This is a genomic window from Mycobacterium sp. TY814 (assembly GCF_030755175.1).
Taxonomy (GTDB): Bacteria; Actinomycetota; Actinomycetes; order Mycobacteriales; family Mycobacteriaceae; genus Mycobacterium.
In genome coordinates, this window is record NZ_JAUFRY010000003.1 from 687,414 (window position 1) to 712,121 (window position 24,708).

The 24,708-nt window shown below is 67.0% G+C and carries 29 protein-coding genes, 1 pseudogene and 1 riboswitch; of the genes and pseudogenes, 13 read left to right on the forward strand and 17 right to left on the reverse strand.

The window, feature by feature from the left end:
* The first annotated feature begins 286 nt into the window (after nucleotides 1-286).
* On the forward strand, nucleotides 287-556 hold the full coding sequence (locus tag QXH22_RS24350; protein WP_306277259.1) for a hypothetical protein: 270 nt from the start codon (nucleotides 287-289) through the stop codon (nucleotides 554-556).
* On the opposite strand, the gene QXH22_RS24355 is transcribed toward QXH22_RS24350, so the two are convergent.
* Entirely contained in the window at nucleotides 516-1,790 is a 1,275-nt protein-coding gene (locus QXH22_RS24355; RefSeq protein ID WP_306246051.1) for an MFS transporter, read from the reverse strand. The two genes, QXH22_RS24350 and QXH22_RS24355, sit on opposite strands and share 41 nt — an antisense overlap.
* A 56-nt stretch (nucleotides 1,791-1,846) precedes the next feature.
* Nucleotides 1,847-2,473 carry a pyridoxamine 5'-phosphate oxidase gene (gene pdxH, locus QXH22_RS24360; RefSeq protein WP_306246485.1) on the reverse strand — a complete coding sequence of 209 codons (627 nt, stop codon included), beginning with the start codon at nucleotides 2,471-2,473 and terminating at the stop codon, nucleotides 1,847-1,849.
* Between the two features lie 106 nt (nucleotides 2,474-2,579).
* Between pdxH and QXH22_RS24365 the strand changes: the two genes are divergently transcribed.
* Entirely contained in the window at nucleotides 2,580-3,701 is a 1,122-nt protein-coding gene (locus tag QXH22_RS24365; RefSeq protein WP_306246052.1) for a citrate synthase 2, read from the forward strand.
* 136 nt (nucleotides 3,702-3,837) lie between these two features.
* On the opposite strand, the gene QXH22_RS24370 is transcribed toward QXH22_RS24365, so the two are convergent.
* The 4 genes from QXH22_RS24370 to QXH22_RS24385 all read right to left on the reverse strand — a co-directional run bounded on the left by QXH22_RS24370 (nucleotide 3,838) and on the right by QXH22_RS24385 (nucleotide 6,343).
* Nucleotides 3,838-4,371, reverse strand: a complete 534-nt coding sequence (locus QXH22_RS24370) for a PE family protein (RefSeq protein WP_306277260.1) — start codon at nucleotides 4,369-4,371, stop codon at nucleotides 3,838-3,840.
* A gap of 142 nt (nucleotides 4,372-4,513) precedes the next feature.
* Nucleotides 4,514-5,266 (reverse strand): sterol desaturase family protein, encoded by a 753-nt coding sequence (locus tag QXH22_RS24375; protein WP_306246054.1) that lies wholly within the window; start codon nucleotides 5,264-5,266, stop codon nucleotides 4,514-4,516.
* Between the two features lie 10 nt (nucleotides 5,267-5,276).
* Nucleotides 5,277-5,888: a TetR/AcrR family transcriptional regulator gene (locus QXH22_RS24380; RefSeq protein WP_306277261.1), complete on the reverse strand. Its 612-nt coding sequence runs from the start codon at nucleotides 5,886-5,888 to the stop codon at nucleotides 5,277-5,279.
* A gap of 122 nt (nucleotides 5,889-6,010) precedes the next feature.
* The gene (locus tag QXH22_RS24385; RefSeq protein WP_306246058.1) at nucleotides 6,011-6,343 is read right to left on the reverse strand and encodes an SDR family NAD(P)-dependent oxidoreductase; all 333 of its coding nucleotides are present in this window, start codon (nucleotides 6,341-6,343) and stop codon (nucleotides 6,011-6,013) included.
* 210 nt (nucleotides 6,344-6,553) lie between these two features.
* Between QXH22_RS24385 and QXH22_RS24390 the strand changes: the two genes are divergently transcribed.
* Nucleotides 6,554-7,006: a VOC family protein gene (locus QXH22_RS24390; protein ID WP_306246059.1), complete on the forward strand. Its 453-nt coding sequence runs from the start codon at nucleotides 6,554-6,556 to the stop codon at nucleotides 7,004-7,006.
* A 17-nt stretch (nucleotides 7,007-7,023) separates the two neighbouring features.
* Here QXH22_RS24390 and QXH22_RS24395 read toward each other — a convergent pair whose 3' ends face one another.
* Together QXH22_RS24395 and QXH22_RS24400 are read right to left on the reverse strand one after the other, a co-directional pair.
* Complete coding sequence (locus QXH22_RS24395) at nucleotides 7,024-8,718, reverse strand: FAD-dependent oxidoreductase (RefSeq protein ID WP_306277263.1); 1,695 nt, start codon at nucleotides 8,716-8,718, stop codon at nucleotides 7,024-7,026.
* Between the two features lie 19 nt (nucleotides 8,719-8,737).
* Nucleotides 8,738-9,775 (reverse strand): diiron oxygenase, encoded by a 1,038-nt coding sequence (locus QXH22_RS24400; protein ID WP_306277265.1) that lies wholly within the window; start codon nucleotides 9,773-9,775, stop codon nucleotides 8,738-8,740.
* Nucleotides 9,776-9,980: 205 nt separating this feature from the next.
* Between QXH22_RS24400 and serC the strand changes: the two genes are divergently transcribed.
* Nucleotides 9,981-11,111 carry a phosphoserine transaminase gene (gene serC, locus QXH22_RS24405; RefSeq protein WP_306277267.1) on the forward strand — a complete coding sequence of 377 codons (1,131 nt, stop codon included), beginning with the start codon at nucleotides 9,981-9,983 and terminating at the stop codon, nucleotides 11,109-11,111.
* Nucleotides 11,112-11,402: 291 nt separating this feature from the next.
* The gene (sepH, locus tag QXH22_RS24410; protein ID WP_306277268.1) at nucleotides 11,403-12,182 is read left to right on the forward strand and encodes a septation protein SepH; all 780 of its coding nucleotides are present in this window, start codon (nucleotides 11,403-11,405) and stop codon (nucleotides 12,180-12,182) included.
* A 14-nt stretch (nucleotides 12,183-12,196) separates the two neighbouring features.
* Here the strand turns inward: sepH and QXH22_RS24415 are convergent, their stop codons facing one another.
* Genes QXH22_RS24415 through QXH22_RS24425 form a run of 3 tightly spaced genes read right to left on the reverse strand, consistent with a single transcriptional unit; the run spans nucleotide 12,197 to nucleotide 13,743 of the window.
* A complete protein-coding gene (locus tag QXH22_RS24415; protein WP_306246068.1) occupies nucleotides 12,197-12,481 on the reverse strand; it encodes a DUF2537 domain-containing protein in 285 nt (94 codons plus the stop codon).
* A 9-nt stretch (nucleotides 12,482-12,490) separates the two neighbouring features.
* Nucleotides 12,491-13,315: an RNA methyltransferase gene (locus QXH22_RS24420; RefSeq protein WP_306246071.1), complete on the reverse strand. Its 825-nt coding sequence runs from the start codon at nucleotides 13,313-13,315 to the stop codon at nucleotides 12,491-12,493.
* Nucleotides 13,312-13,743 carry a MarR family transcriptional regulator gene (locus QXH22_RS24425; RefSeq protein WP_306246073.1) on the reverse strand — a complete coding sequence of 144 codons (432 nt, stop codon included), beginning with the start codon at nucleotides 13,741-13,743 and terminating at the stop codon, nucleotides 13,312-13,314. Before QXH22_RS24425 ends, QXH22_RS24420 begins: the two co-directional genes overlap by 4 nt.
* A gap of 80 nt (nucleotides 13,744-13,823) precedes the next feature.
* Here QXH22_RS24425 and QXH22_RS24430 point away from each other — a divergent pair, with 80 nt between their 5' ends.
* Both QXH22_RS24430 and QXH22_RS24435 read left to right on the forward strand, forming a co-directional pair.
* Nucleotides 13,824-14,093, forward strand: coding sequence for a DUF2530 domain-containing protein (locus tag QXH22_RS24430; RefSeq protein WP_306246074.1), 270 nt, complete (start codon nucleotides 13,824-13,826; stop codon nucleotides 14,091-14,093).
* Nucleotides 14,094-14,107: 14 nt separating this feature from the next.
* Nucleotides 14,108-14,563, forward strand: a complete 456-nt coding sequence (locus tag QXH22_RS24435) for an SRPBCC family protein (RefSeq protein ID WP_306246076.1) — start codon at nucleotides 14,108-14,110, stop codon at nucleotides 14,561-14,563.
* 777 nt (nucleotides 14,564-15,340) lie between these two features.
* On the opposite strand, the pseudogene QXH22_RS24440 reads toward QXH22_RS24435, so the two are convergent.
* A pseudogene (locus QXH22_RS24440) lies at nucleotides 15,341-16,117 on the reverse strand (DUF3027 domain-containing protein); the annotation flags it as partial.
* A 157-nt stretch (nucleotides 16,118-16,274) separates the two neighbouring features.
* Between QXH22_RS24440 and QXH22_RS24445 the strand changes: the two are divergent.
* Together QXH22_RS24445 and QXH22_RS24450 are read left to right on the forward strand one after the other, a co-directional pair.
* On the forward strand, nucleotides 16,275-17,942 hold the full coding sequence (locus QXH22_RS24445; RefSeq protein ID WP_306277375.1) for an MFS transporter: 1,668 nt from the start codon (nucleotides 16,275-16,277) through the stop codon (nucleotides 17,940-17,942).
* Complete coding sequence (locus QXH22_RS24450; RefSeq protein WP_306246078.1) at nucleotides 17,939-18,424, forward strand: DUF2771 domain-containing protein; 486 nt, start codon at nucleotides 17,939-17,941, stop codon at nucleotides 18,422-18,424. The genes QXH22_RS24445 and QXH22_RS24450 overlap by 4 nt, the downstream gene beginning before the upstream one ends.
* 12 nt (nucleotides 18,425-18,436) lie before the next feature.
* On the opposite strand, the gene QXH22_RS24455 is transcribed toward QXH22_RS24450, so the two are convergent.
* Entirely contained in the window at nucleotides 18,437-19,441 is a 1,005-nt protein-coding gene (locus tag QXH22_RS24455; protein ID WP_306277269.1) for a glutathione S-transferase family protein, read from the reverse strand.
* A gap of 165 nt (nucleotides 19,442-19,606) precedes the next feature.
* Nucleotides 19,607-20,026: a cold-shock protein gene (locus QXH22_RS24460; protein ID WP_055580606.1), complete on the reverse strand. Its 420-nt coding sequence runs from the start codon at nucleotides 20,024-20,026 to the stop codon at nucleotides 19,607-19,609.
* Nucleotides 20,027-20,189: 163 nt separating this feature from the next.
* Here QXH22_RS24460 and QXH22_RS24465 point away from each other — a divergent pair, with 163 nt between their 5' ends.
* The 4 genes from QXH22_RS24465 (at nucleotide 20,190) to QXH22_RS24480 (ending at nucleotide 23,258) form a co-directional block, all read left to right on the forward strand.
* A complete protein-coding gene (locus QXH22_RS24465; protein WP_306246082.1) occupies nucleotides 20,190-20,579 on the forward strand; it encodes a YccF domain-containing protein in 390 nt (129 codons plus the stop codon).
* On the forward strand, nucleotides 20,576-21,643 hold the full coding sequence (gene moaA, locus QXH22_RS24470; protein ID WP_306246084.1) for a GTP 3',8-cyclase MoaA: 1,068 nt from the start codon (nucleotides 20,576-20,578) through the stop codon (nucleotides 21,641-21,643). Before QXH22_RS24465 ends, moaA begins: the two co-directional genes overlap by 4 nt.
* On the forward strand, nucleotides 21,636-21,914 hold the full coding sequence (locus tag QXH22_RS24475; protein WP_306246086.1) for a MoaD/ThiS family protein: 279 nt from the start codon (nucleotides 21,636-21,638) through the stop codon (nucleotides 21,912-21,914). The genes moaA and QXH22_RS24475 overlap by 8 nt, the downstream gene beginning before the upstream one ends.
* Nucleotides 21,915-22,129: 215 nt before the next feature.
* A riboswitch (cyclic di-AMP (ydaO/yuaA leader) is annotated at nucleotides 22,130-22,337 on the forward strand.
* A gap of 9 nt (nucleotides 22,338-22,346) precedes the next feature.
* Nucleotides 22,347-23,258, forward strand: a complete 912-nt coding sequence (locus tag QXH22_RS24480; RefSeq protein ID WP_306277270.1) for a transglycosylase family protein — start codon at nucleotides 22,347-22,349, stop codon at nucleotides 23,256-23,258.
* A gap of 31 nt (nucleotides 23,259-23,289) precedes the next feature.
* Here QXH22_RS24480 and QXH22_RS24485 read toward each other — a convergent pair whose 3' ends face one another.
* The 3 genes from QXH22_RS24485 to moaC are packed head-to-tail and all read right to left on the reverse strand — an operon-like array spanning nucleotide 23,290 to nucleotide 24,700.
* Nucleotides 23,290-23,715 carry a molybdenum cofactor biosynthesis protein MoaE gene (locus tag QXH22_RS24485; protein WP_306277271.1) on the reverse strand — a complete coding sequence of 142 codons (426 nt, stop codon included), beginning with the start codon at nucleotides 23,713-23,715 and terminating at the stop codon, nucleotides 23,290-23,292.
* On the reverse strand, nucleotides 23,712-24,203 hold the full coding sequence (locus tag QXH22_RS24490; protein ID WP_371934304.1) for a molybdenum cofactor biosynthesis protein B: 492 nt from the start codon (nucleotides 24,201-24,203) through the stop codon (nucleotides 23,712-23,714). The genes QXH22_RS24485 and QXH22_RS24490 overlap by 4 nt, the downstream gene beginning before the upstream one ends.
* Entirely contained in the window at nucleotides 24,188-24,700 is a 513-nt protein-coding gene (moaC, locus tag QXH22_RS24495) for a cyclic pyranopterin monophosphate synthase MoaC (protein ID WP_306246094.1), read from the reverse strand. Before moaC ends, QXH22_RS24490 begins: the two co-directional genes overlap by 16 nt.
* Nucleotides 24,701-24,708: the final 8 nt, after the last annotated feature.

Sequence of the window (24,708 nt, forward strand, 5' to 3'; positions counted from 1 at the left end):
TCACCCGGTCCCGTCCCGGCGGAAACTTCCTGCGCACCAAGCGTCGCCCCGGGCCGGTGCGATGGAAATCAGTAGTCGGGTACTCAAACCTTGTGTCGCCGGCGCCCGCGGAAGAGGCGTCGTTCCCGCACCCTCATTTAGGTAGCTGACTACTCAAGCCCGCCTCGTCGATGCGAGCGAACCTCTGTACCAGAACCGACACCACCATCCAGGGCGAACGCGACGAGCAGCAGCACGGCAGAGCACGTCAAACCACGCATCAGGAGTTGGGCAGTCATGGGACCTGGTGCCAGAGGCAGCAATTCACATCGAGGCGATGCACAGGTTGAGCGACCTGGGTGCCGTGGTCACGCATGTCGTGTGCGCGACGTCGCGCGAAGGCCTCGAGGCCGAATGGCGCGAGATCAGCGTTCTCGCCTTTGACGGTGACCGCATCAGCCGATGTGAAGTGTTCGCCGAGACGGATCTCGATGAGGCGCTCGTTCGATTCGACGACCCGCAGCCATACGACGAACTCACCGCCCGCCACTGCCAATCGGGACCCGATACCGCATGAAAGCCGGCGCGACGAGCGCCGCAACCAACACACCGGCCACCACAAGCGCACCGCCGCCCGCCGCGGCCGCCGTCGTGCCAACGACTGCCGCCGCTGCGCCGTGCACCGTGTCGGCCAACCGGGGCCCACCGCCGACCACCACGGTGAACACCCCCTGCAGCCGTCCCACCAGCTCAGCGGAGGCCGCCCCCTGCAGGATCGTTTGCCGGAATGCGGCCGACACCATGTCCGCCGCTCCGCCGACCGCGAGAAACGCCACCGCCGCCCACAGCATCGGACCCGCCCGGCCGTGCGCCGTGCCGCACACCAACCCGAAGCCCACCATCGCCAGCCCCCACACGACTATCGCCGCGACAATCGTCAGACCCTGCCGCCGGATTCTGGGCAACCAGCCGGAGAACACGCCGCCGGCCACTGCGCCGGCAGAGATAGCTGCGGCCAACAGCGCCATCGCCGAACCGCCCTCGATCGGACCGCCGAAGCTTTCGTGAGCGATCTGCGGGAACAACGCCCGCGGCATCCCGAAGACCATCGCGATCAGGTCGACGACGAACGACATCAGCACCACCGTGTTGCCGGCCAGATAGCGGAAACCGTCCAGCATCGCACCGATCCCCCAGCCCGCCGTCCCGGGCGGCTCCAGCGCCGGCATCGGCGACAGCCGGATCGTCGCCCAGATCGGCGCCGTGCAGGCCACCGCGTCGACCAGATACAACGTGGACAGGTCGACCCAATTCAGCAGCAGCCCCGCCAGCAGCGGGCCGACGATCGCGCCGAACTGACTGACGGTCATGTTCAGCGCGTTGGCTGCCGGCAACTGCTCCCCCGGCAGCATCCGGGGGATCGCCGCAGACCGGGCGGGCGAGTTGACGGCGAAGAACCCCTGCTGCACCGCCAGCAGGCACAGCACCACCCACACATTGTTCAGAGAGAGCGCAGCCTGCAGCCACAACAACAGCGAGCCCGCCGCCAGCCCGCAGGAGGAGAGGATCAGCAGCAGCCGCCGGTCCATGGCGTCGGACCAGGCGCCACCGAGCAGACCAAACACCACCAGCGGCACCAACGCGAACAGTCCGGCCAGCCCGACGTATGCGGAGTTTCGCGTCAACGCATAGATCTGAACCGGGACGGCGAAGATCGTCAGATTCGCGCCGATGACGGTGGGAATGCCGGCCACCCAGAGTCTGCGGAAGTCGGCGGTGCGCAGCGGCGTCGTATCCGCAAGGAGGGGCATCGTTGGCGAGCGTAGCCAGACGCGGTCACGGATAAACGTGACGGCGAGCAAACGAGCTAGGGCTGCAACCGCTCGATCTGCCCGTCGATCACCCGAATGCGGTTGTGCAGCCGGTTTTCCCGGCCTTGCCAGAATTCGACCACTTCGGGAGCGATCAGGTATCCGCCCCAGTTCGGCGGCACCGGGATCTGCTCGGTGTCGGCGAAGCGGGCGGTCACCTCGGCGAGTTGGTCGAGCAGGGCCGCGCGCGACGCGATGGGCTGCGACTGGTGTGAAGCCCAGGCCCCCAGCTGCGAGCCGCGTGGCCGCTTGGACCAGTACTCCTGGGTGTCCCGCGGATCGACTTTGCTCACCGCGCCCCGGACGTGGATTTGCCGGCCCAGCAGGTACCAGGGGAAGGTCGCCGACGCGTACGGGGTTGCCGCCAGGTCGAGGCCCTTGGCCGAGTCGTAATTGGTGTAGAAGGTGATCCCCGCCTCGTCGGCGCTCTTGCACAACACCGAGCGGCTGACGGGCCTGCCGTCAGCGACGGTAGCCACCACCATGGCGTTCGGCTCGGCGATGCCGGCTTGCTGAGCGTCATCAATCCACTTGCGGAACAACGTAAGCCAGCCGTCGGCAAGCCAGTCCGCGTCGAGGTCGGGGCTGCCGTCCTTCTCGACGGATCCGTACTCCACCCGCATCCCGGCCAGGTGCTGCCCATGAGGTTCGGTCACCGCCCCAACGCTACTCGGCGGCTGTTACCGGCCGGTAGTAAGCGGTGCGGACACAGGTGCGAGAATTTGCCCCATGACTGTGGTTCCGGAGGATTTTGTCCCAGGCCTCGAAGGCGTTGTGGCCTTCACCACCGAAATCGCCGAACCCGACAAAGACGGCGGCGCGCTGCGCTACCGCGGCGTCGACATTCAGGATCTGGTGAGCCAGCGGGTCACCTTCGGCGACGTTTGGGCGCTGTTGGTCGACGGTGAGTTCGGCCGCGGACTGCCGCCCGCCGAACCGTTCCCACTGCCGATCCACACCGGCGACGTGCGGGTGGATGTGCAGGCCGGCCTGGCGATGCTGGCGCCGATCTGGGGATACCAGCCGCTGCTGGACACCGAAGAAGCGGTCGCGCGCGACCAGCTGGCCCGAGCCTCGGTCATGGCGCTGTCGTACGTCGCACAGTCGGCGCGCGGTATCTACCAGCCGGCCGTACCACAGCGCGTCATCGACGAATGTTCCACTGTCACAGCACGTTTCATGACTCGCTGGCAGGGCGAACCGGATCCCAGGCATGTCGAGGCGATCGACGCCTACTGGGTGTCAGCCGCTGAACACGGCTTGAACGCCTCCACCTTCACCGCCCGCGTGATCGCCTCGACCGGCGCGGATGTCGCCGCAGCGCTGTCGGGTGCGATCGGAGCGATGAGCGGCCCCTTGCACGGTGGCGCGCCGGCCCGCGTGTTGCCGATGATCGAAGAGGTGGAACGCACCGACGACGCGCGCGGTCTGGTCAAGGGCATCCTGGATCGCCGCGAGAAGCTGATGGGTTTCGGACACCGGGTCTATCGGGCCGAGGACCCGCGGGCGCGAGTCCTGCGGGCGACCGCGGAACGGCTGAAAGCACCCCGTTACGAGGTGGCCGTCGCGCTCGAGCAGGCGGCGCTGGCCGAGCTCCGGGAGCGCCGGCCGGACCGGGCGATCGAGACCAATGTGGAGTTCTGGGCCGCGGTCATCTTGGACTTCGCCGAGGTTCCGGCCAACATGATGCCGGCGATGTTCACCTGTGGACGCACTGCCGGTTGGTGCGCCCACATCCTCGAGCAGAAGCGGCTGGGCAAACTGGTCCGCCCCTCGGCCATCTACGTGGGACCGGGCCCGCGCAGCCCGGAATCGGTCACGGGCTGGGATCGGGTACTCACCGACGCATAGACGGGCGTCACCTTCGCCGTCTTCCGCCGCTTGACGGCGCCGACAAGCGCACGCGGTGCCGTTGGTGACGGCAGTTTTCGCTAGAGCTTGTTCGATGGGGACGATCGAGACAGCCGTCCGGCGGATCGGGATCGTCTCAATCCAGGTACGGGTGAAAAGGCATGTCTACGTACGGGTAAGAAATAGGTTGCCCGCCGATCACCTCGCCGAACAGCGTCAAGAATTGTTGGAGAACCAGGAAGGGGAAGAGGGGCAAAAGCGGCCAGAAGAGGGGAAAGAGCGTGAATGCCATTACCTGCAAAGGCAACAAGGTGATCATGTTGGTCAATGCGTTTCCAGCACGGGTGTAGTAGCGCAGCTCCTCATTCACACCCTGCAACAACGAAGCGATCACATCTTCAGCGCTGGCATACGACGCCGCGCTCGCACTCAGGTGGTGCACAAGGTGCTGCTGGAAACTCGCCGCCTCCCCTGCCGCCGCCCGATAGTCGTGAGCGTGCTCCGAAAACAGGAGCGCTATGCTCGCCGACACCTCGTCGGCGGCCGCTGGGGCCATCGTGAGGATCGACGGGACCGCCGACCTGTGGGCTTCATCGAGCGCGGAAGCGATGTGGTCCAACTCTGCCGCTGCGGCCTCCATGGCCTCTGGCAACACCCTCACATATGACATGCCCGCTTACCTCCGCCACTTCCGACAGTCCGAGAATGTCAGCGGTCGACGGTGCGAGCTGCAGTAGTGGACTACTCAAATCACGCCGACCGTGCCTGCCCTCGGGCTGCCGAACTGGCGACTCAGGCGAGATCTGCGACGGCTACGAGGCCACCGGCAAAGCCGCGATTTCCGGCTTTTTGTACGTACCAAACAGCTTGTCGCCGTATGTCATCACGACAGACAGGTTGGTGGGCCGCTTTTCGGAGTGATGTAGTTCGTGGCCCGACGCCGCAGGCAGCAACCAACGGGGATAGAAGGTCATGTCGTAGCCGCTGTGAGTGATCACCATGGCGGTGGTGTTCGCCACCGCATAGGCGACCACGATCATCGGATGCGCCCCGAACACCAATGGCGGTACATACAGGCACAGCATCACCATCAGGCCCTCAACCGGGTGCACCACGAAGTTGGTCCAGATGGTCAGGGGTGATTGCACCCGATGGTGCAGGTAATGCACCTTCTGAAAGACGAATCGGTTGCCGTGCTCGAGCCGGTGCCACCAATAGGTGAGAAACTCCCCGATCACCATGAAGCACACGAGCTGGGTGACGAAGGCGACCAATGTCGGTGCTGCGGTGGGCACTTCGGCCACCCATGGATGAAATATGCGGTGCAGGACGAAGAATGCCACCGCCGCACCGACGTAGGTCGACATGATCCGCAATCCCAGCTTGGTCGCCGCCCGGGCCGAGATCCGGTGGTAGACGGCGACGTCGAAGACCGAATAGACGACGCCGGTCAGCAGCACGACCGCGACCACAACCGGCAAGAAATACAATGGGAATTCGAAAAAACCGACGCCGAGGTGATGCAGCATCCAGTCCCAGACTGGTTGCAGCGCAGTGCTATTCATGGTGTCGCTCCTACTCGTGTGAAGTGTCGGTCAGCAGGCGCCGGGCGGCCAGTCCCAGTTCGGCGATGCACTGCTCGACGGTGATGTCGCCGACTCCGAGCAATGCCAGATCGGCGAAGAACACCCGTCCGAGCACCGTCATGGCCGGGTCGAGCGACGAGAGTTCGTGCACGTCGTGCGGTACTCCCGTCGCTCCTCCCAGTAGGTCCAGGAACATCTGCCGAACGCCGAGGCGGAACGCGTCAGCAACCGGACCCTGAGCCAGGACCGAGGCCATGGTCGCCCGGACCATCGGCAGGTCCGACGCAGCCTCCCGGACGACCTGCTCAATCGCGACGTCGATTGCGCTGGCCGGAGACGCTGCCGCGATCGCTTGCGGAATGCGCTGCGCCACATCATGACCCCAGGCCAGCGCGGCCTCGCACACCACATGCTCCTTGGACGCGAAATAGCGGTATGTCGTCGCCCTGGAAACGCCGGCGGAGCTGGCGATCTGCTCCATACCCACGGACTCGTGGCCGTGCTCGCGAATCAATTCGCGGGCGGCCGCGAGCAAGCGTTCGCGCACGTCGCGCTGGCGCGCGTCCAGTGTGCGGTAAATCGTCAGAGTCGTAGGACCCACGCGGTCGTCCTTTTCAGCCAGGTTCGAGACAAAAGCTGATACAGATGTCTCATCCAGAGGTGAGACGACTGTATCAGCACCAGTAGCGCGCGGCAATACCCGCTGCTTGCCGTGCCGTGACGTCAGATCGTCGTGTGGTTATAGGAGGAGCCCCGGATCACCGAGCTGATGGCGCGCCCGAAGCGGCGTTCCACCGAGCTGATCAACTTCATCACCTGGGCTTGATCGGTGCTGTCCGCGGCGACCGCGAAGACCCGCGACGCGCTGTAGCCGTGCACGACCCTGGTCAACTGACTCACGTTCCGCCCCGACACCGCTACGCAGTAGCCGGCGGCCAGCAACGCCCGCGCGGCGAAATAGCCGGAGTCCGACCCCGCATCCATGACCAGGAACAGCTTGGGTTGATCAGCGGGCAGCGGCCGCGTCCCGGCGGAGGCTGGTGCGATGGGCGACATGCACCCAACGTAGAGATCGTCCCGACGTTCCGGAATCCACCGATCGGACGTTTGCGGACGAATTCGGCCTCAGCCGATCGGAGGCACGCAGCGTCCTCCGATCGTCGGCTGTCGGAGGTCCCGATTACGGTTCGCGATGAGAATTGCCGTCAGGGTTGGTCAGTACGTATGAGCCCGGGCGGGCGATACCACCAACCTGAAGGAGTGCCCATGGCCATCAAGGTCGAACCTGCAGTGATCCCCCACCTCGTCGTCGATGACGCCGCTGCCGCCATTGACTTCTACGTGCGGGCGTTCGACGCCGTCGAAATGGCCCGCATCCCCGGCCCCGATGGCCGGCTCATCCATGCCGCGGTGCAGATCAACGGCTCAATGGTGATGCTCAACGACGACTTCCCGGAAATGTGTAACGACCAGTCGATGACCCCCAAGTCCTTGGGAGGCACACCCGTGACCATCCACCTCACGGTCACCGATGTCGACACCAAGTTCCAGCGGGCAATCGACGCCGGCGCCACCGTGGTGATGCCGTTGGAGGACCAGTTTTGGGGCGATCGTTACGGTGTGGTGGCCGATCCGTTCGGGCACAACTGGGCGCTCGGCCAGCCGGTCCGCGAGGTCAGCATCGAGGAGATCAAGGAGTCGATGTCGGCCCAGGCCTGACGGCGATCTCGCAACATCTAATCCCGCGCGCGCAACCGGGTCAGCAGGCGCCGTCCCCGTGGCGGCGCCTGCGGCGCGGTGCCCGCAGCAGCGAGCATGTCGGCGACATCGGTGAACTTGCGACGCGGACGGCCATCAGCGTCACCACGCGCCACTTCGGCCGCGTCGATGGCTCGCCACCCGGCGGAGTCGACGACATCGGGCTGGCGCTCGGCCACCAGGTCCACCAGCGACGCCGGCGTGCCCACCGGGTCGGTCAATGCGCCGGAGTTGAAGTCGGCCACCAACGCCTGAACGGTCTGGAAGGAGCAGGACTTGTTGGTGCCGATGAAGCCGGTCGGCCCTCGTTTGATCCAGCCCGCGACATAGGCGCCCGGCACCGGCCGGCCGGACACGGGTTCGACGACCCGTCCGCCGTCGTTGGGAACGACGGCCTTCGACTTGTCGAACGGCAGGTCACGAATGTGCTTGCCGCGGTAACCGATCGACGTGAGCACCAATCCGGCATCAATCCGGCGGGGTGCGCCGGTCTCGGTCACCGAGAACTCGACCCCGACGGCGCGCTCTTCACCGAGGATGCGCTGCGGCGTCAGCCCGTAGGCCAGCCGGATGCGCGGCCGCGCGGATGGCGTCGAGCCATCACCCAGCCCGCTCAGGATCTGCAGCTTGTGCCTGGTGAATGGGTCCGTCGCGGTGGCGAGATCGGCATGCACCCAGCGCTGGTCCTCAGGGCTCAGCACGACCTCGCACGCACCGGTGAGCCCGATCAGCTCGGGCAGGGTGAATGCCGAGTGGGCGGGTCCCCGGCGAGCCGCGATCACCACCTCGCGAACGGCCGACTTTCGGAATGCCTTCAGCGCATGGTCGGCGATGTCGGTGCGGCCCAACTGGTCGGGGTCTGCGGTGAGTACCCGGGCCACGTCGAGCGCCACGTTGCCATTGCCGATGACCACCACCCGTTCGTGGCTGAGATCGACTGACAGATAGGCATATTCGGGATGACCGTTGATCCACGCCACCAGCTCGGTAGCGGTGCCGACGCCCGGTAGGTCGGCCCCTTCGACATCGAGCCGACGGTCGTCGGGTGCACCGACGGCATACAGCACGGCGTGGTGGTGGGCGAGCAATTCGGCGTGACTGACGTGCCGGCCGACCTCGACGTTGAGAAAGAACCGAAATCGGCGGTCGTCGGCCACCCGATCGAACAGCCGGGTGACGTTCTTGGTGTGCTGATGATCGGGCGCCACACCGGCACGCACCAGACCGTAAGGCGTGGGCAGCTTTTCGAAGACGTTCACCCGCACGCCCTGTTGCACCAGGAGTTCGTCCGCGGCGTACATCGCCGCGGGTCCCGACCCGACGACGGCAACCGTCAGCGGGCGGCGCCGGGGGCGCACCTGCGCGGCCGGGATCACCGGCGCCAGCTTCGATGTCGGCGGCAGCTTGGCATCGGCGGGCCGTTCCGGGTAGAACGACGCGTTTATCTCGACGAACGGCAGTTGACCGGCATCCAGCTTGCTGTCCGGGACGATCGCACCGACCGGGCAGGCACTGACGCAGGCACCACAGTCGACACATGCCACCGGATCGATGTAGAGCATTTCCGTTGTGGCATAGCCTGGCTCGTCGGGTGACGGGTGAATGCAATTGACCGGACATGCGAAGACGCACGACCCGTCATTGCAGCACGATTGCGTGATGACGTGCGGCATAGAGGAACTCGCAGACTGATCAGGCAGCCGGCGCAGTAGCCAGGTGCTGGCGCTGCGGCTCGCTGCGGTAGCGCGACGGCTTGCCGTTGATCCTGCAGATCCGCCACATCAGCCGGGCTGAACGGTTCTCCATCAAACCGGTGTCGTAGGCCAGCATCCGGACGTCGGCGAACATGTCGCGCAACCACTTCCGCGATTCGGGTGATCGGAAGAACAATTCCTTCTTCACCGAACGCGGAATGTCGAACTCCTGCCAGAATGCCTTCGGTGGGATCAGGATCGCATTGCACAGGGTGCGCATGGTCAATGGGAAGAATAGCGAAGTCCAGAAGCGTTGCCGGCGGTTCAAATTCGGCAACCGCCGGCGCAGAAACTCGTGAGCGAACGAGATGTGGCGGGCTTCCTCTGCCACGTGAATGGCCATTACCCGTTCCATGACCGGGTGCAGCGCCTTGCCTTCCCGCAGCACCTGCTTCTGGGTGTGGTCGATCGGCTCCTCGCCGGCCAGCACCCCGATGAAGAACGCCACCGGCATCGGGCCCGCCACCAACGGAACCAACGGCGAAAGCCAGCGCAGCCGGCGCGGCATCCCCGGGACGTCGGCGCCCGCCCGGTTCACCATCTCCTGGAACATCATGGTGTGGTTGCACTCTTCGACCGATTCGTGCAGGCAGTACCGGTATTCGGGCGATCCGTTGGGCACCCAGAAGGTGTAGTTCATCAACCCGCGGATCAGGATCGACTCGAAATGCAAGCCCACCTTGGCGACGTTGGCCTGCCGCCACATCCCGATCTTGATCTTCTTCTCGTCAGGCTGTGCCTGATACCAGGGATGCCGGCCCAGCGGGTCGGTCGCCGGGAGGATCCACCGGGGATCGTTGTCGGTGACAGCGAACTCCGGTGACTCCCAATCGATATCGGTGTACGGATTGAAGTTCCGCCGCACAGACCCCTCGGACAGTGTGGCGAGCAATTCCACGTACTCCGCGTCGTCCCGCACCTCCATGTTGCGGCGCCAACGTCGAACCATGCGCGTCCTGGCAGTCGTAGCAACCATCAGAAGCCTCCCCAGCGAGGTTGAGATCCGGACGAATAAAGAACACGGTACCGCCGGTACTGGGAATTCTCCAGACCGCTTGTAGGGGCTGTGGCCCACGCCGCATCGCACATCGAGTGTGTCCTGGCTCACAGTGGGTGTCGCGAACAGGCGTTATCCCGACCGCTTGGTTTCAGGCCGGCGTCCGCTCACTACCCTGTTCACCATGGCTGACCAGCTCACGACTTCCCTCGAGATTCCCGCTGACCTCAAGCCGCGCGACGGCCGCTTCGGCTGCGGCCCGTCGAAGGTGCGGCCCGAACAGCTCCAGGCGCTGAGCACCACCGCCGCGGCGCTCTTCGGCACATCGCACCGGCAGGCGCCGGTGAAGAACCTGGTGGGACGCGTCCGCTCGGGCCTTTCTGACCTGTTCTCCCTGCCCGACGGATACGAGGTCATCCTGGGCAACGGGGGCGCGACGGCGTTCTGGGATGCCGCTGCATTCGGTTTGATCGACAAGCGCTCGCTGCACCTCACCTACGGCGAGTTCAGCTCGAAGTTCGCGTCCTGCGTCGCCAAGAACCCGTTCGTCGGCGACCCGATCATCGTCAAGGCCGACGCGGGTTCCGCTCCGGAACCGCAGTCCGACCCGTCGGTCGACGTGATCGGCTGGGCCCACAACGAGACCTCGACCGGCGTCGCGGTGCCGGTGCGCCGCCCGGCCGATTCGGGGGATGCCCTCGTCCTGATCGACGCCACCTCGGGCGCCGGTGGCCTGCCCGTCGATATCAACGATGTCGACGCCTACTACTTCGCGCCGCAGAAGAACTTCGCCAGTGACGGCGGCCTCTGGCTGGCCGTCATGAGCCCGGCCGCCCTGGCCCGCGTCGAGGCCATCGCCGCCTCGGGTCGCTGGGTGCCGGACTTCCTGTCGCTGCCGATCGCCATCGAGAACAGTGTCAAGAACCAGACCTACAACACCCCGGCGATCGCCACGCTGGTGCTGCTGGCCGAGCAGCTCGACTGGCTGCTGGGCAACGGCGGCCTGGACTGGGCGGTCAAGCGCACGGCGGACTCGTCGCAGCGGCTGTACTCCTGGGCCGAAGAGCGGCCCTACACCACGCCGTTCGTCACCGACCCGGCCCTGCGTTCGCAGGTGGTGGGCACTATCGACTTCGTCGATGACGTGGACGCCGCCGCGGTGGCCCAGACGCTGCGAGCCAACGGCATCGTCGACACCGAGCCGTACCGCAAGCTCGGCCGCAATCAGTTGCGGATCGCGATGTTCCCGGCCGTGGACCCCGACGACATCAGTGCGCTGACCAACTGCATCGACTGGGTGGTGGAGCGGCTTTAGCGCGGCGACGATGCGGGCCGAATCGGCCCGCTGAGGAGCAGCGCAAGACTGCTTCAGCGCGGCGACGATGCGGGCCGAATCGGCCCGCTGAGGAGCAGCGCAATTAAACCCAGCGCGGCGACGATGCGGGCCGGACCCGGCCCGCGGAGGAGCAGCGCAATCCGATTCAGCCCTGTTCAGCGCAGTCGCAACCGTCCAGCGTGTCAGTACCGGGTTACCGGAGTTCGCTGCACTAGAGTTCGCACGTAACGGTTCCGTTGCTGGCCTGCACGGAGTCTGCGAGGAGAAGCCATGCGGGAACTCAAAGTGGTTGGGCTTGACCCCGACGGCAAATTCGTCCTCTGCGAGGGTGCCAGCTCAACCGAGAAGTTCCGACTACCCGCCGATGAACGGCTGCGGGCCGCGCTCGACGGCAAGCAGGTACCGCCCGAGCAGCCGGCGCTGGATATCGTCGTCACGAACATGTTGAGCCCCAAGGAAATCCAGGCCCGAATCCGCGCAGGCGCGTCGGTCGAGCAGGTCGCCGCGGCGTCTGGCTCCGACGTCTCGCGGATCCAGCGGTTCGCCAATCCGGTGTTGCTCGAGCGGTTCCGCGCCGCCGAGCTGGCAACCGCCGCGCATCCGGTGCTGGCCGACGGGCCCGCGGTGTTGAGCCTCTTGGAGACCGTCACGGCGGCGTTGGTGGGACGCGGCCTGAGCCCGGAGAAACTGACCTGGGATGCCTGGCGCAACGAGGACAGCCGCTGGACGGTTCAGCTCGGCTGGCAGGCTGGTCGCTCGGACAACGTCGCGCACTTCCGTTTCACGCCGGGGGCGCACGGGGGCACCGTCACCGCGATCGACGATGCCGCCAGCGAGCTGATCGACCCGGACTTCAAGCCCCGCCAGCTCGCGCCGGTGGCGCGACTGGCCTTCGAGGCCGCGGCGGAGCCTGCCCCAGCCGCTCCGGCGGCGCCGCCGAGCGCGCCGGAGGCACCTGCCGAGCAGCCGGCCAGCAGCCGCCGCGGCAAGCCGGCGATCCCCGCCTGGGAGGACGTGCTGCTCGGGGTGCGCTCCAGCGGCCAGCGCTGAGCGCAATCCCAGACCTAGCCGGGGCTGGCGCCCATCAGCATCACCGCGAGTAGCGCCACCCACGCTCCGGCCACCCCGATCGCTGCCCCCAGCACGAACCACCGCAGCACCAGCGCCCGTCGCCAGCCCCACAAGGTCGGTGCCAGTCCTCCGACCGCCACCACATTGAGGCCCACGGCCAACAGCGGGTGCACTCGGATCAGCCCGAGGCTGAGCACCACGATCGCAGCGCCGGTGACGGCCGCGACAAAACCGGCCACCGCCAAACCCGTTGCCCAGGGCACGGACTCATCGTTCACGTCGCGAGCCTAGCCCGAGCACACTCGCTCGTAGAACGCCACCGCGGCCGCCGTCGCCACATTGAGCGAGTCGGTGCCGCGCGACATCGGAATCCGTACCCGCATATCGCTGATCCGCAGCGCCGCCGTCGTCAGGCCGGGTCCCTCGGCGCCCACCAGCACCGCGACCCGCTCGTCGCGCACCGCGGCCATCGCATCGCGCAGGGCGAGTGCATCGCCATGCGGAGTCATCGCCAGCAGCCGGAAGCCGCGCTCGCGCAGCGCTACCAGCTCGGCCGGCCAGTCGGTGGCTCGCGCGTACGGCACCAGCAGCGCGTGCCCCATGGACACCCGGACGGCCCGACGGTAGAGCGGGTCAGCGCATCCACTGCCGAAGACCACCGCGTCCACCCCCAGGCCGGCGGCGTTGCGAAAGATGGATCCCAGGTTCTCGTGGTCGTTGACGCCTTCGAGCACCGCGACGGTGTGTGCGCCGTCGACAACCTGGGCCACGCTCGGCTCGATCACCCGGCTGGCGCTGGCCAACACCCCTCGATTGAGATGAAAACCCACGGCTTGCGCCATCACCTCGGCCGATGCCCGGTAATACGGCGCCGGGGTGCCCGTGAGATCGTCCCTGAGCTCGGCGAGCCTGCGGTCGGTTCCGAGCAGCGCACGCGGGGTGAACCTCGACGCCAGCATGCGCTGGACCACGAGCACACCCTCGGCGATCACCAGGCCTTTGCCGGATGGCAGGTCGGGACGGCGGTCGACGCTGTTGAGGTCGCGGAAATCGTCCAGGCGGGGGTCGTCGGGATCGGTGACGTCCTGGACATTGATGTCCGGCGTCGTCACGGGCTTTCGTCGACCAGGGCCGAGATCAGGTCGGCCGCACTGCGCAGGACGTCGCGTTGGGCGTCGTCCAGCGTCGCGAGCCGCTCGGCCAGCCACTCCTGACGGGCCTGACGCGCCGCTCTGACCAGTTCCGCACCGGATTCGGAGACCGACACCAGCACCTGCCGGCCGTCCACCGGATGCGGGGCGCGATCGACGAGGCCCTCGTCGGCCAGGGATGCGATCACCCGCGTCATCGATGGCGGCCGGACCCGTTCCCTGATGGCAAGCGCGCCGGGGGTCATCGCCCCCTCGTTGGCCAGTGTCGTCAGCGCCGAGAGCTGAGTCAGCGATACCGGTGAGGAAGCGTTCCGGAACCGGAGTTGCCGAGCCAGCCGCATAACCGCCAACGACAAGTCTGCGGCCAACCGCGCATCGCTGTCGGGCACAGCGCGAGGTTACAACGGAACGACTGAGACGGGTATCAGAAACGGCGAACGATGAGCGCGACGGTATGTTGAAAAACGCAATGACTGACCAGCCCGCCCCCGAACCACCACCGTTGCCGCCGGCGCTGCTGGCGGTGTGGCCGATCATCCTGGTCGGTGCGCTGGCCTGGCTGGTGGCGGTCGCGCTCGCGTTTCTGATGCCAAGCCTGGAGACGCTGCGCCCGGTGGCTCTCGCTGGACTCGGCGTGGGCGTGCTGGGGACCAGCATCTTCGTCTGGCAACTCGCCGCCGCCCGGCGTGGTGCCCGGGGTGCGCAAGCCGGACTGGAAACCCTGCTCGATCACCAATAACCCAAGGAGGACGCATGGCCGCCCCGCTACTGCAGGCTTCGATCGACATCGGAGCGCCCCCCTCGAAAGTGTGGGAGCTGATCTCTGATTTTCGCCGCATGCCGCAGTGGAGCCCCCAGTGCCGGTGGATGCGGCAATTCGGCCCGCTGCGCAACGGCACCCGCACGCTGAACCTCAACCGGCGCAACCGGCTGTTCTGGCCGACGACCTCGACCGTCGTCGAAGTCATTCCGGAGAAGAAGCTCGCGTTCCGGGTGGACACCAACCGCACCATCTGGAGCTACGAACTCGAGCCGCATGGTGAGGGCACCCGCGTGACGGAGAGCCGCCACGCGGAAAACGGCACCAGCGCGGTGTCCAACCTGACGGTGAACGCGTTGCTCGGCGGGACCGAGAACTTCGAGCGGGAATTGGTCGAGGGCATGAACGCCTCGCTGGCACGAATAAAGGCAGCCGCCGAGAAGGGCTGAGGCGGTCTTACATCGCCGTTCGACCTGCCCGGCCCGGCGATCCGCCGGAACCACGGCAGGTCGGCGGTTGACCACTTGCGTTGCAGCACTACGTGATTCGTGCCGCTGAAGTATTCCGACGGCCGGCCGGCACGAAGGTCCGACATACCTCGGCACTTCCGCATTGGCAGCGCCCCCTGTCTTGACGGCGATTCCCCCTCGGCATATTGTCAATCATGGTTGACAATATCACCAGAAGGGGTTGCCCGATGTCTCTTGAAGAGTTGTTCTCAGAGCGCGAAGTGTCGTATGTGTTGTGCACCATCAGCTTCAACGCCACCGAGATCGCGGAGTAAACCACGGGTTCAGCGATAGCCGCTGAGCCACAACAGGTTTCGTCGAAAGTACGGAACGCGTTCGGCCGTCGTGCGGTCAGCCGAACTCGGGACCGTCGCGCTGTGCGTCGGGTACCTGCGGCTCGGCAGAGTCCGACGGCTCGGACGGGTCAACAGTCGCAGCCGGCTCGGATGGTTCCGCCGGCTCGGACGATTCCGCGGGCGCGACGGGCTCCAGCAGCTCGGCCATTTCCGGGTTCTGGGCGGGTTCCGGCTCCGACGATTCGGCAGGCTCGGATTGCCCGGCATCGTCGGCCGGCTCCGGCACCGACGACTGAGCGGTCTCGGCAGGCTCTGATTGCTCGACTTCGTCGGCACGCTCAGCCGCCTCCGGCACCGACGACTCTTCAGCCTCGCCCGATTCCGACTCCGACGGTTCGGCAGGTGCGACAACCTCGGCCGTCGGCTTTTCGGAAACGTCGAGCACCCCGTCGTCGAACGGTTCGTACATCGGAGAGCCGGTACCCGCCGGGGCGGGCGTATCGGAGTGCGCACCGCACCCGTAGAACTTGTCGACCACGTGCCCGTCGGCGGACAGCTCATTGCCGCAGACGCCGAACATCTCCCCCAGCGATCCGGCGAGCGGCAGGAAGAAGCCGCAGTCGCGGCACACGCGCTTGGTCGCACGCGACATCGCGGAGTCGGGTCCGTAGTCACCCTCGTGCCAGCGCTCAGCCGCCTCGGCGCGGCCCCAGGCGCTCATCACCCAGCGCCGGCCCAGGCCGAGTTCGACCGCGACCTCGTCCACGAAGGGATCCCCACTGGCCGTATATCCCGGGACCAGCCGCGGATCGTCCTTGGCCGGGGCCAACAGGTCCCCGGGGCCGAGGTCACCGGGTCGCACCCGCTGGTCCCAGGGCACCCATTCCGGCGCAAGCAGGGCGGTCGGACCGGGGATCAGCACCACCTCGCTGATCGTGGCGTGCTCGGCACCGGCGTAACCGGCGACGACGACGGCCCACTGCCACCCCTGATAGCCCGGCACGTGGGCCAGGAAGCGGTGGGTCGCGGCGTTCGGGTCTTCGTAGCTGACGCCCAGGTAATCCCCCACGGCATCCGCCCCGCTGAACTCTGCAACGGCGGTCCTGGCCTGCTCAACCGCACCCGTAAGCACCCCCGCGAGCACCTCGGGCCACTCAGCCACGGTCGCTACGGAGGACTCCTCCATGGGTCCGGTCACAGTGTCACCTTAATGTCACCTTGTTCATGCCGATCTTTCGTGCGCCCCCATACTGCCGGAAGACACGATGACCGAGCCACACCGGATTACTCCGCAGCGACTCGGCATAGGACAGAATTGAAGCGTGTCCGGACGGCGAGGTGATCATGCGGGCCGGATGGCCCCACCCCCGGGCCGCCGGACCCCATCGGCGAATGAACATCCGGGCATGGCCAACTATCCGGCCGACCACCCTGCCCAAGACGACGACTATCGCCGGTCCCGCCGTCCCCAGCCGCCACCCAGCGCGAACCGCTATCTGCCACCGCTGGACCATGAGCCGCCACCGAACCGCAGCAGCGAACCCGAATCCCCGCGCGGTCTCAACAACGGCGAGCGCATCACCGTCACGCGGGCCGCGGCCATGCGTAGCCGCGAAATGGGTTCCCGGATGTACTGGATGGTGCAGCGGGCCGCGACCGCCGACGGCGCCGACAAGTCCGGGCTCACCGCGCTGACCTGGCCGGTGATGGCCAATTTCGCCGTCGACTCCGCCATGGCGGTGGCGCTGGCCAACACCCTGTTCTTCGCGGCCGCCAGCGGTGAGAGCAAATCGAAGGTCGCGCTGTACCTGCTGATCACCATCGCGCCGTTCGCCGTCATCGCGCCGCTGATCGGCCCCGCGCTGGACAAGCTGCAGCACGGCCGGCGGGTCGCGCTGGCGTTGTCGTTCGCGCTGCGCACCGCGCTGGCGTTGTTGCTGATCATGAACTACGACGGCGCCAGTGGCAGCTTCCCGCCGTGGGTGTTGTACCCCTGCGCGCTGGCCATGATGGTGTTCTCCAAGTCGTTCAGCGTGCTGCGCAGCGCGGTGACGCCCCGCGTCATGCCACCGACCATCGACCTGGTGCGGGTCAATTCCCGGCTGACCGTATTCGGGCTGCTCGGCGGAACCATCGCCGGCGGCGCCATCGCGGCGGGCGTCGAGTTCGCGTGCACTCACATGTTCAAATTGCCCGGGGCCCTCTTCGTCGTCGTGGGCATCACGATCGTCGGTGCCCTGCTATCCATGCGCATTCCGAGCTGGGTAGAGGTGACCGCGGGCGAGGTCCCGGCCACCTTGAGCTACCACCGGCACAGCGACCACCTGCATCAGAGCTGGCGGGAGGAAAGCGGAAAGGTCGGCGGGAAGCTGCGACAACCGTTGGGCCGCAACATCATCACCTCGCTATGGGGCAACTGCACCATCAAGGTGATGGTGGGTTTCCTGTTCTTGTACCCGGCTTTCGTGGCCAAGGCTCACGACGCCGACGGGTGGGTGCAGCTGGCCATGCTGGGCATGATCGGCGCCGCCGCCGCGATCGGTAACTTCGCCGGCAACTTCGCCAGCGCGCGCCTGAAACTGGGCCGGCCGGCCGTTTTGGTGGTGCGGTGCACCCTGGCCGTGACTGCCTTCGCCATCGCTGCCGCAGTCGGCGGGAACCTGATCGTGGTCGCGGTCGCCACCTTGGTCACGTCGGGATCGAGCGCCATCGCCAAGGCTTCGCTGGATGCCTCGCTGCAGGACGATCTGCCCGAGGAGTCGCGCGCCTCGGGCTTCGGACGGTCGGAGTCCACCCTGCAACTGGCATGGGTGCTGGGTGGCGCGGTCGGGGTGTTGGTGTACACCGAATTGTGGGTCGGCTTCACCGTCATCAGCGCGCTGCTCATCCTTGGTCTGGCTCAGACGATCGTCAGCTTCCGTGGTGACTCGCTGATTCCCGGCCTCGGTGGCAACCGGCCGGTCATGGTCGAGCAGGAGGGCCGGCGCGCCGGCGCCCCGACGCCAGGAGTGATGCCGCGGTGAAGCGCACAGTGGCCGCGCTGGTTGCGGTCGTCGTGGTGGCGCTGGCCGCCGGAGCCGGTCTCGGAGCGTGGCTGCTGAGCCGCGACCGAGGCCCGCACTTCCCTGAGATCAGCGCCTACTCACGCGGTCACACCGTCCGGGTGGGGCCGTACCTCTATTGCAACGTGCTGAACCTCAACGACTGCCAGACTCCGCAGTCGCAGGGCGAATTACAGGTGAGCGAACGCTTCCCGGTGCAGCTCTCGGTGCCTGAGGCCATCGGCCGGGCCCCCTGGCGGCTGTTGCAGATCTACGAGGACCCGACCAACACCGCAACCACCTTCTTTCGCCCCGACACCCGCCTCGCGGTCACCATCCCCACCGTCGATCCGCACCGGGGGCGGCTGACCGGTGTGGTGGTGCAGCTGTTGACCCTGGTAGTGGACGACGGTGAACTCCGCGAAGCGCCGCACGCCGAATGGTCTGTGCGCGTGACCTTTTGAGTCGCGCCGGCCTCACGCCCCGGGACCGGCCGGCACCCGCTCCCCCTCGGCCGGCGCTCCGGGCGCAGTCCCGTCACCGAAGGGCCTGCCACCCAACGCTTCCCGGCCGTGCGGTGTGAGCCAGTTCGACAGATCAGGTCCTTTGGGCACGATGCCGGTGGGATTGATGTCGGCGTGCACGATGTAGTAGTGCTGTTTGATCTGAACGAAATCCGTGGTGTCGCCGAAACCGGGTGTCTGGAACAGGTCTCGCGCATATGCCCACAACACTGGCAGTTCTGACAACTTGGACCGGTTGCATTTGAAGTGGCCGTGATACACCGGGTCGAAGCGGGCCAGCGTGGTGAACAAGCGGACATCGGCCTCGGTAATGGTGTCGCCCATCAGGTATCGCTGTTGCGCCAATCGGTCGCTGAGCCAGTCCAGCGCGGTGAACAACCGGTCGTATGCGGCTTCGTAGGACTCCTGCGAGCCGGCGAACCCGCACCGGTACACCCCGTTGTTGACCTCGGTGTAGATCCGCTGGCTCACTTCGTCGATCTCGTCCCGCAGCTCCTCGGGATACAGCTGCGGCGCCCCCTCCCGGTGGTACGCGGCCCATTCGGTCGAGAAGTCGAGCGTGATCTGCGCGAAGTCATTGGTGACGACGGCACCGGTTGGGATATCGACGATCGCCGGGACCGTGATGCCCTTGGGATAGTCGGGGTCACGCTTGAAGTAGGCGTCCTGCAACCGTGGGATCTTCAGCACCGGATCAACGCCGCCGGGATCCAGGTCGAAGGTCCAGCTGCGCTCGTCATGGGTTGGTCCGCAAAAGCCAATGGAGAGAACCGATTCCAATCCCAGCAACCTGCGCACGATAATGGTGCGGTTGGCCCACGGGCAGGCGCGGGCGACCACGAGCCGGTACCGGCCGGGCTCCACCGGATAGCCGTCACGCCCGTCCGCGGTGATGCGGGTGGTGATGTAGTTGGTGTCGCGGTTGAATTCGCCTTTGCCGGCAACGTAGGAGCCCATTAATCCATCCTGCCGCACGGACGCACTGGTGAGCCGACGGGCCAGGTTGCTGAAATGCCCTCACGAAAGTGACCTTCGCCCAACCGCTTTGCCGGGTGTGCCGTCGCGGCCGGCTCGAGACCGCTACCCGACCGGATACGCCGAGCGACGGGCAGTACCAGAGGGTTACGCCTCGAACTCCCGCGCGACGGCCTTGACCACCTCGGAGATCTGGCGGGCGGTCTTGCGGTCCGGGTAGCGCCCCTTGCGCAACTCCGGCTGCACGGTGCTCTCCAGCAGCGTGATCATGTCTTCGACCATGCCGTGCAGCTCGTCGGGACTGTGCTTGTGCTCGGCCGGCGCCTCACGACGCGGCCGGGCAGCCGACCGGGCCAGGCTGGGCGGCGGGTCGATCAGCTTCAGGCTCAACGCCTGCGGTCCGCGCCTACCGGAGGCGATGCCGAACTCGACCTTCTGGCCCGCCTTGAGCCCCTCGACACCCGCGGGCAACGCCGAGGAGCGGACGTACACGTCCTCGCCATCCTCCTGCGACAGGAAGCCGAACCCCTTCTCGGAGTCGTACCACTTCACTTTGCCGGTCGGCACTGCTCTCACCTGCTTGTCTGATGGATCACTGATATGCGACATAGAAGACGCGTCCCGCCTGCGCAGGACGCGATGACGATCACAGATCCTACTCGGGTGCCTGGCCGCCGAGCATCCCGGTTTAACCGGTACTCGGTAGGCTTGCATTACCGCTGGAGGAAAGATGCGCCTGATCCTGAACGTTATCTGGTTGATTTTCGGTGGCCTCTGGCTGGCCCTCGGCTATCTACTGGCGGCGCTGGTCTGCTTCCTGCTGATCGTCACGATTCCTTTTGGCTTCGCTGCGCTGCGGATCGCCTCATATGCACTGTGGCCGTTCGGGCGAACAATCGTCGAGAAGCCCGGCACCGGGACGGGCGCGCTGATCGGCAACGTCATCTGGGTCCTGCTGTTCGGGCTGTGGCTGGCAATCGGCCACCTGGCGAGCGCAATCGCAATGGCCGCCACAATCATCGGTATTCCCCTGGCATTGGCGAACCTGAAGCTGATCCCGGTGTCCCTGGTCCCGCTCGGCAAAGAGATCGTTCCCGCCGACGCACGGGTGACCGCATGACGCTGACCGCGCTCGGCGTCCCGAGGGTGCGCAGGCAGGATGCCTCACCAGGCCCCCTGGAAGGACCGCTGCTGGACAGCTATGGCCGCGTCGCCACCGACCTGCGGGTCTCGCTCACCGACCGCTGCAATCTGCGGTGCAGTTACTGCATGCCCGAGCAGGGTCTGAACTGGCTGCCCGGCCACCAGTTGCTCCAGCCGGACGAGTTGGCCCGGCTGCTTCGCATCGCTGTCGGCAGGTTGGGAGTCACCAACGTCCGGTTCACCGGCGGCGAACCGCTACTGGTCCGGCACCTCGAAGAAGTGATCGCCGCGGCTGCCGAACTCACGCCACGCCCGGAGATCTCGCTGACCACGAACGGTGTGGGACTGGCGCGGCGTGCAGCGGCGCTGGCGGCGGCGGGCCTGAACCGGGTCAACGTCTCGTTGGACAGCGTCAACGCCGCTCACTTCGCGGCGATCACCCGCCGGGATCGCCTCGATGACGTTCTGGCCGGCCTGGCCGCCGCCAAGGCCGCCGGCCTGCAGCCGGTGAAGGTCAATGCGGTGCTGGATCCTCATACCGGCCGCGAGGACGTCGTCGAACTTCTCCGCTACTGCCTGGCGCACGGCTACCAGCTGCGGGTCATCGAGCAGATGCCGCTGGACGCCGGGCACCAGTGGCGCCCCGGCGCCGCTTTGAGTGCCGACGACGTCCTTGCGGCGCTGCGCCCGCACTTTCGCCTCGAGCCCGACCCGGCACCGCGCGGCTCGGCGCCTGCTCAGCTGTGGCTCGTGAGTCCCGGTCCGGACACCCCGGGCGGCAAGGTCGGCATCATCGCGTCGGTGTCGCATGCGTTCTGTTCCACTTGCGACCGCACCCGGCTGACCGCCGATGGCCAGGTCCGTAGCTGCCTGTTCTCCAGCGAGGAAACCGACCTGCGCGGGCTTCTTCGCGGCGGCGCCGACGATGCCGCCATCGAAGCGGCTTGGCGCGCCGCGATGTGGGCCAAGCCGGCCGGACACGGGATCAACGAGCCGGGGTTCATTCAGCCGGACCGTCCGATGAGCGCGATCGGTGGCTGAGGCCTCTCCACAGGCCACCGGCATCGCGGTGACCGTCCGCTATTTCGCCGCCGCCAGAGCGGCGGCAGGCATCGAATCGGAAACGCTGATGTTGCCGATCGGCACGACGGTAGCGGAGCTGATTGAAGACCTGGGCAATCGGGGTATACAGCTGGCACAGGTGCTGAGCCGATGCTCATATCTACGCGACGGAATTGCCGTCCGAGATGAGGCCTCGGCGTTATCCGCCGGCGACACGATTGACGTACTCCCCCCGTTCGCCGGCGGGTAAAAAGTGTGAGTTATCTCACGTCACGGAACGATAACAACCCGGCCACGCTCCGGTGTCGGGTGTTATGAGCTGCGCAAACGCCAGTGATTCCTGGCGTTTTGGCGCGCTGGTGTGACGAAAACGCCGATCAATTGCACACGTGACGGGATCGCCGGAAACCGCTACCGTCTCGGGAGGCTCGTCAAACCCAACCCGAGCGATGAGCCCTCCTTCACCTACAGCGCGCTGAGCTCCATCCGGTAGGCGAGGGATTCCGACCCGCGGATGGAGGCGGGGGACCCACCAGGTCCGCCGAGATCGGACCGGGGCCGTCAAGGCTCCTTGGGGTGAAGCCAGGTCGTATCAACGGTGAACGACTGGCCGGGTGACCTCTCCCATCCGAACCCGACAGCTGACCTCGCAAGCGTGTTACCGAGAGGAATTGCCGAGCGTATGACTGGACGTCACCGCAAGCCCACTACCTCGAGCGTCAGCGTCGCCAAGATCGCCTTCACCGGTGCGGTCCTGGGCGGCGGCGGCATCGCCATGGCCGGCCAGGCCGCGGCTGCCACCGACGCCGAATGGGACCAGGTAGCCCGTTGCGAATCTGGCGGCAACTGGGCGATCAACACAGGTAACGGGTTCTACGGCGGCGTGCAGTTCGCGGCCGGCACCTGGGCCTCGCACGGCGGCACCGAGTTCGCCCCGTCGGCCCAGCTGGCCACCAAGGACCAGCAGATCGCCATCGCCGAGCGCGTGCTGGCCACCCAGGGCCGTGGTGCCTGGCCGGTGTGCGGGACCCCGCTGTCGGCCCCGTCGCCGCGTAACCCGGAGCCCGCCGCGCTGAACCAGCCGGTGGACGCTCCCGCACTCAACGGTGAGCAGATCCCGGACGCACCCCCGCCGGTCGAGGCCCCCGCACCCGAGGTGCAGATGGCCGGCAACGACATCGCGCTCGCGCCCGCTCCGGTCGAGCTGCCCCCGGCCCCCGCGGAGCTGCCTCCGGCTCCCGCGGCCGACCTGCCGCCGGCCCCGGCCGACCTGCCGCCGGCCCCGGCCGACCTGCCGCCGGCCCCGGCTGACCTGCCTCCGGCTCCCGCGGCCGACCTGCCGCCGGCCCCGGCCGACCTGCCTCCCGCTCCCGGCGACGTGCCGGCTCCGCCGGCGCCCGTAGTCGTCGACACCGGCTTCCAGCCCGCCCCTCCGGCAGACGTCCCGCCGGCCCCGGCGGACGAGAACCCGCCGGTGGAGATCCACCAGGTCGCGGAGGTCGGCTACCACCAGCAGCTGTGGCAGGCCATTGTGGGTCAGGACATCGCCGGCAACGACGCGCTCGACGCGCTCGTGGCGGGTCCCGTCAGCTGACGTCGTTGGTTGAGGCCTGAGCCGGCGAGGCTCAGGCCGAACCCACCCATTCTTCCGACCCGTCGTCGAAGAACTGGTGCTTCCACACCGGTAACCGCTCCTTGATGGTGTCCACCAGGCGCGCACAGGTGTCGAACGCCGCTCGGCGATGGTCGGCCGCCACGGCGGCCACCAGAGCCGCCTCCCCGATGTGCAGCACACCGATGCGATGGCTGGCCGCCACGGCCCGCACGCCGCCGGCCTGATCGGCTACCTCTGCCACGACCTCGGCGAACACATCCTGGGCGGACGGGTGCGCGGAATACTCCAACCGCACCACCTGACGGCCCCCGTCGTGGTCGCGAATCATGCCGACAAAGCCCACCACGGCACCGGCGGACTGGTGGTTGACCAACGCCTCGTGCTCGGCAAGAGAGATCGGCTGATCGGTCACTGCGGCACGCAGGACCACCGTCATCGCGGGTGGTCTCCGCCGGCAAGCTGTTCGAGAGCGTGGATGAGCACGTCTGCGAGCACCCCGAGACCGTCCCGCACGCCACCGGGTGAGCCCGGCAGATTGATGATCAGCGTCTTGCCTGCAACGCCGCACACACCGCGCGACAGCACGGACGTCGGCACCTTCGGCAATCCGGACTGGCGAATCGCGTCGGCCAGCCCGGGGATCATGTAGTCCAGCACCGCCACCGTCTGTTCCGGCGTGGTGTCGGTCGGCGCGATGCCGGTGCCGCCGGAGGTGATGATCACGTCCACCTCGGCCTCGAGCGCGTCGTGCAGCGCGTCGCCCACGTCGTTGCCGTCGGCCACCACGCGGGGCGCGGTAGGCAGGAACCCGCGCTGTTCGAGCCATTCGGCGATGATCGGTCCGCATTCGTCGGAATACACACCCGTGGCGGCGCGGGTGGAGGCGATGATCACCCGTGCGGTGCGACTCACGGTTGCGACCAACTTCCGCGGCGGCCGCCCTCTTTGCTGAGCACCCGGACACCGTCAACACGGGCAGCCGGGTCGACCGCCTTGATCATGTCGTACAGGGTCAGGGCCGCCACACTGACCGCGGTCAAAGCTTCCATCTCCACCCCCGTTCGGTCGGTGCTGCGCACCGTCGCTCTGATCTCAACATCTGACTCCCCCACGGTGAAGTCAACATCGACCTTGGTGAGGGCAAGCTGGTGACACAGTGGAATCAGGTCGCTGGTGCGTTTGGCGGCCAGGATTCCGGCCACCCGCGCGGTCGCCAGCGCATCGCCCTTCGGCAGACCACCCGCGGATATCAGCTCGACGACGTCCGCCGTCGTGCACAGCAGGCCGGCGGCGACGGCGGTGCGGCGAGTCGTCCCTTTTTCGGTGACGTCGACCATATGCGCCGCCCCGCGCTCATCCAGGTGCGACAGCGCCGACCCGGGGGCCTCAGAGCGCTCATCAAAGGCGCCAGACCCCGACATCCCGACGG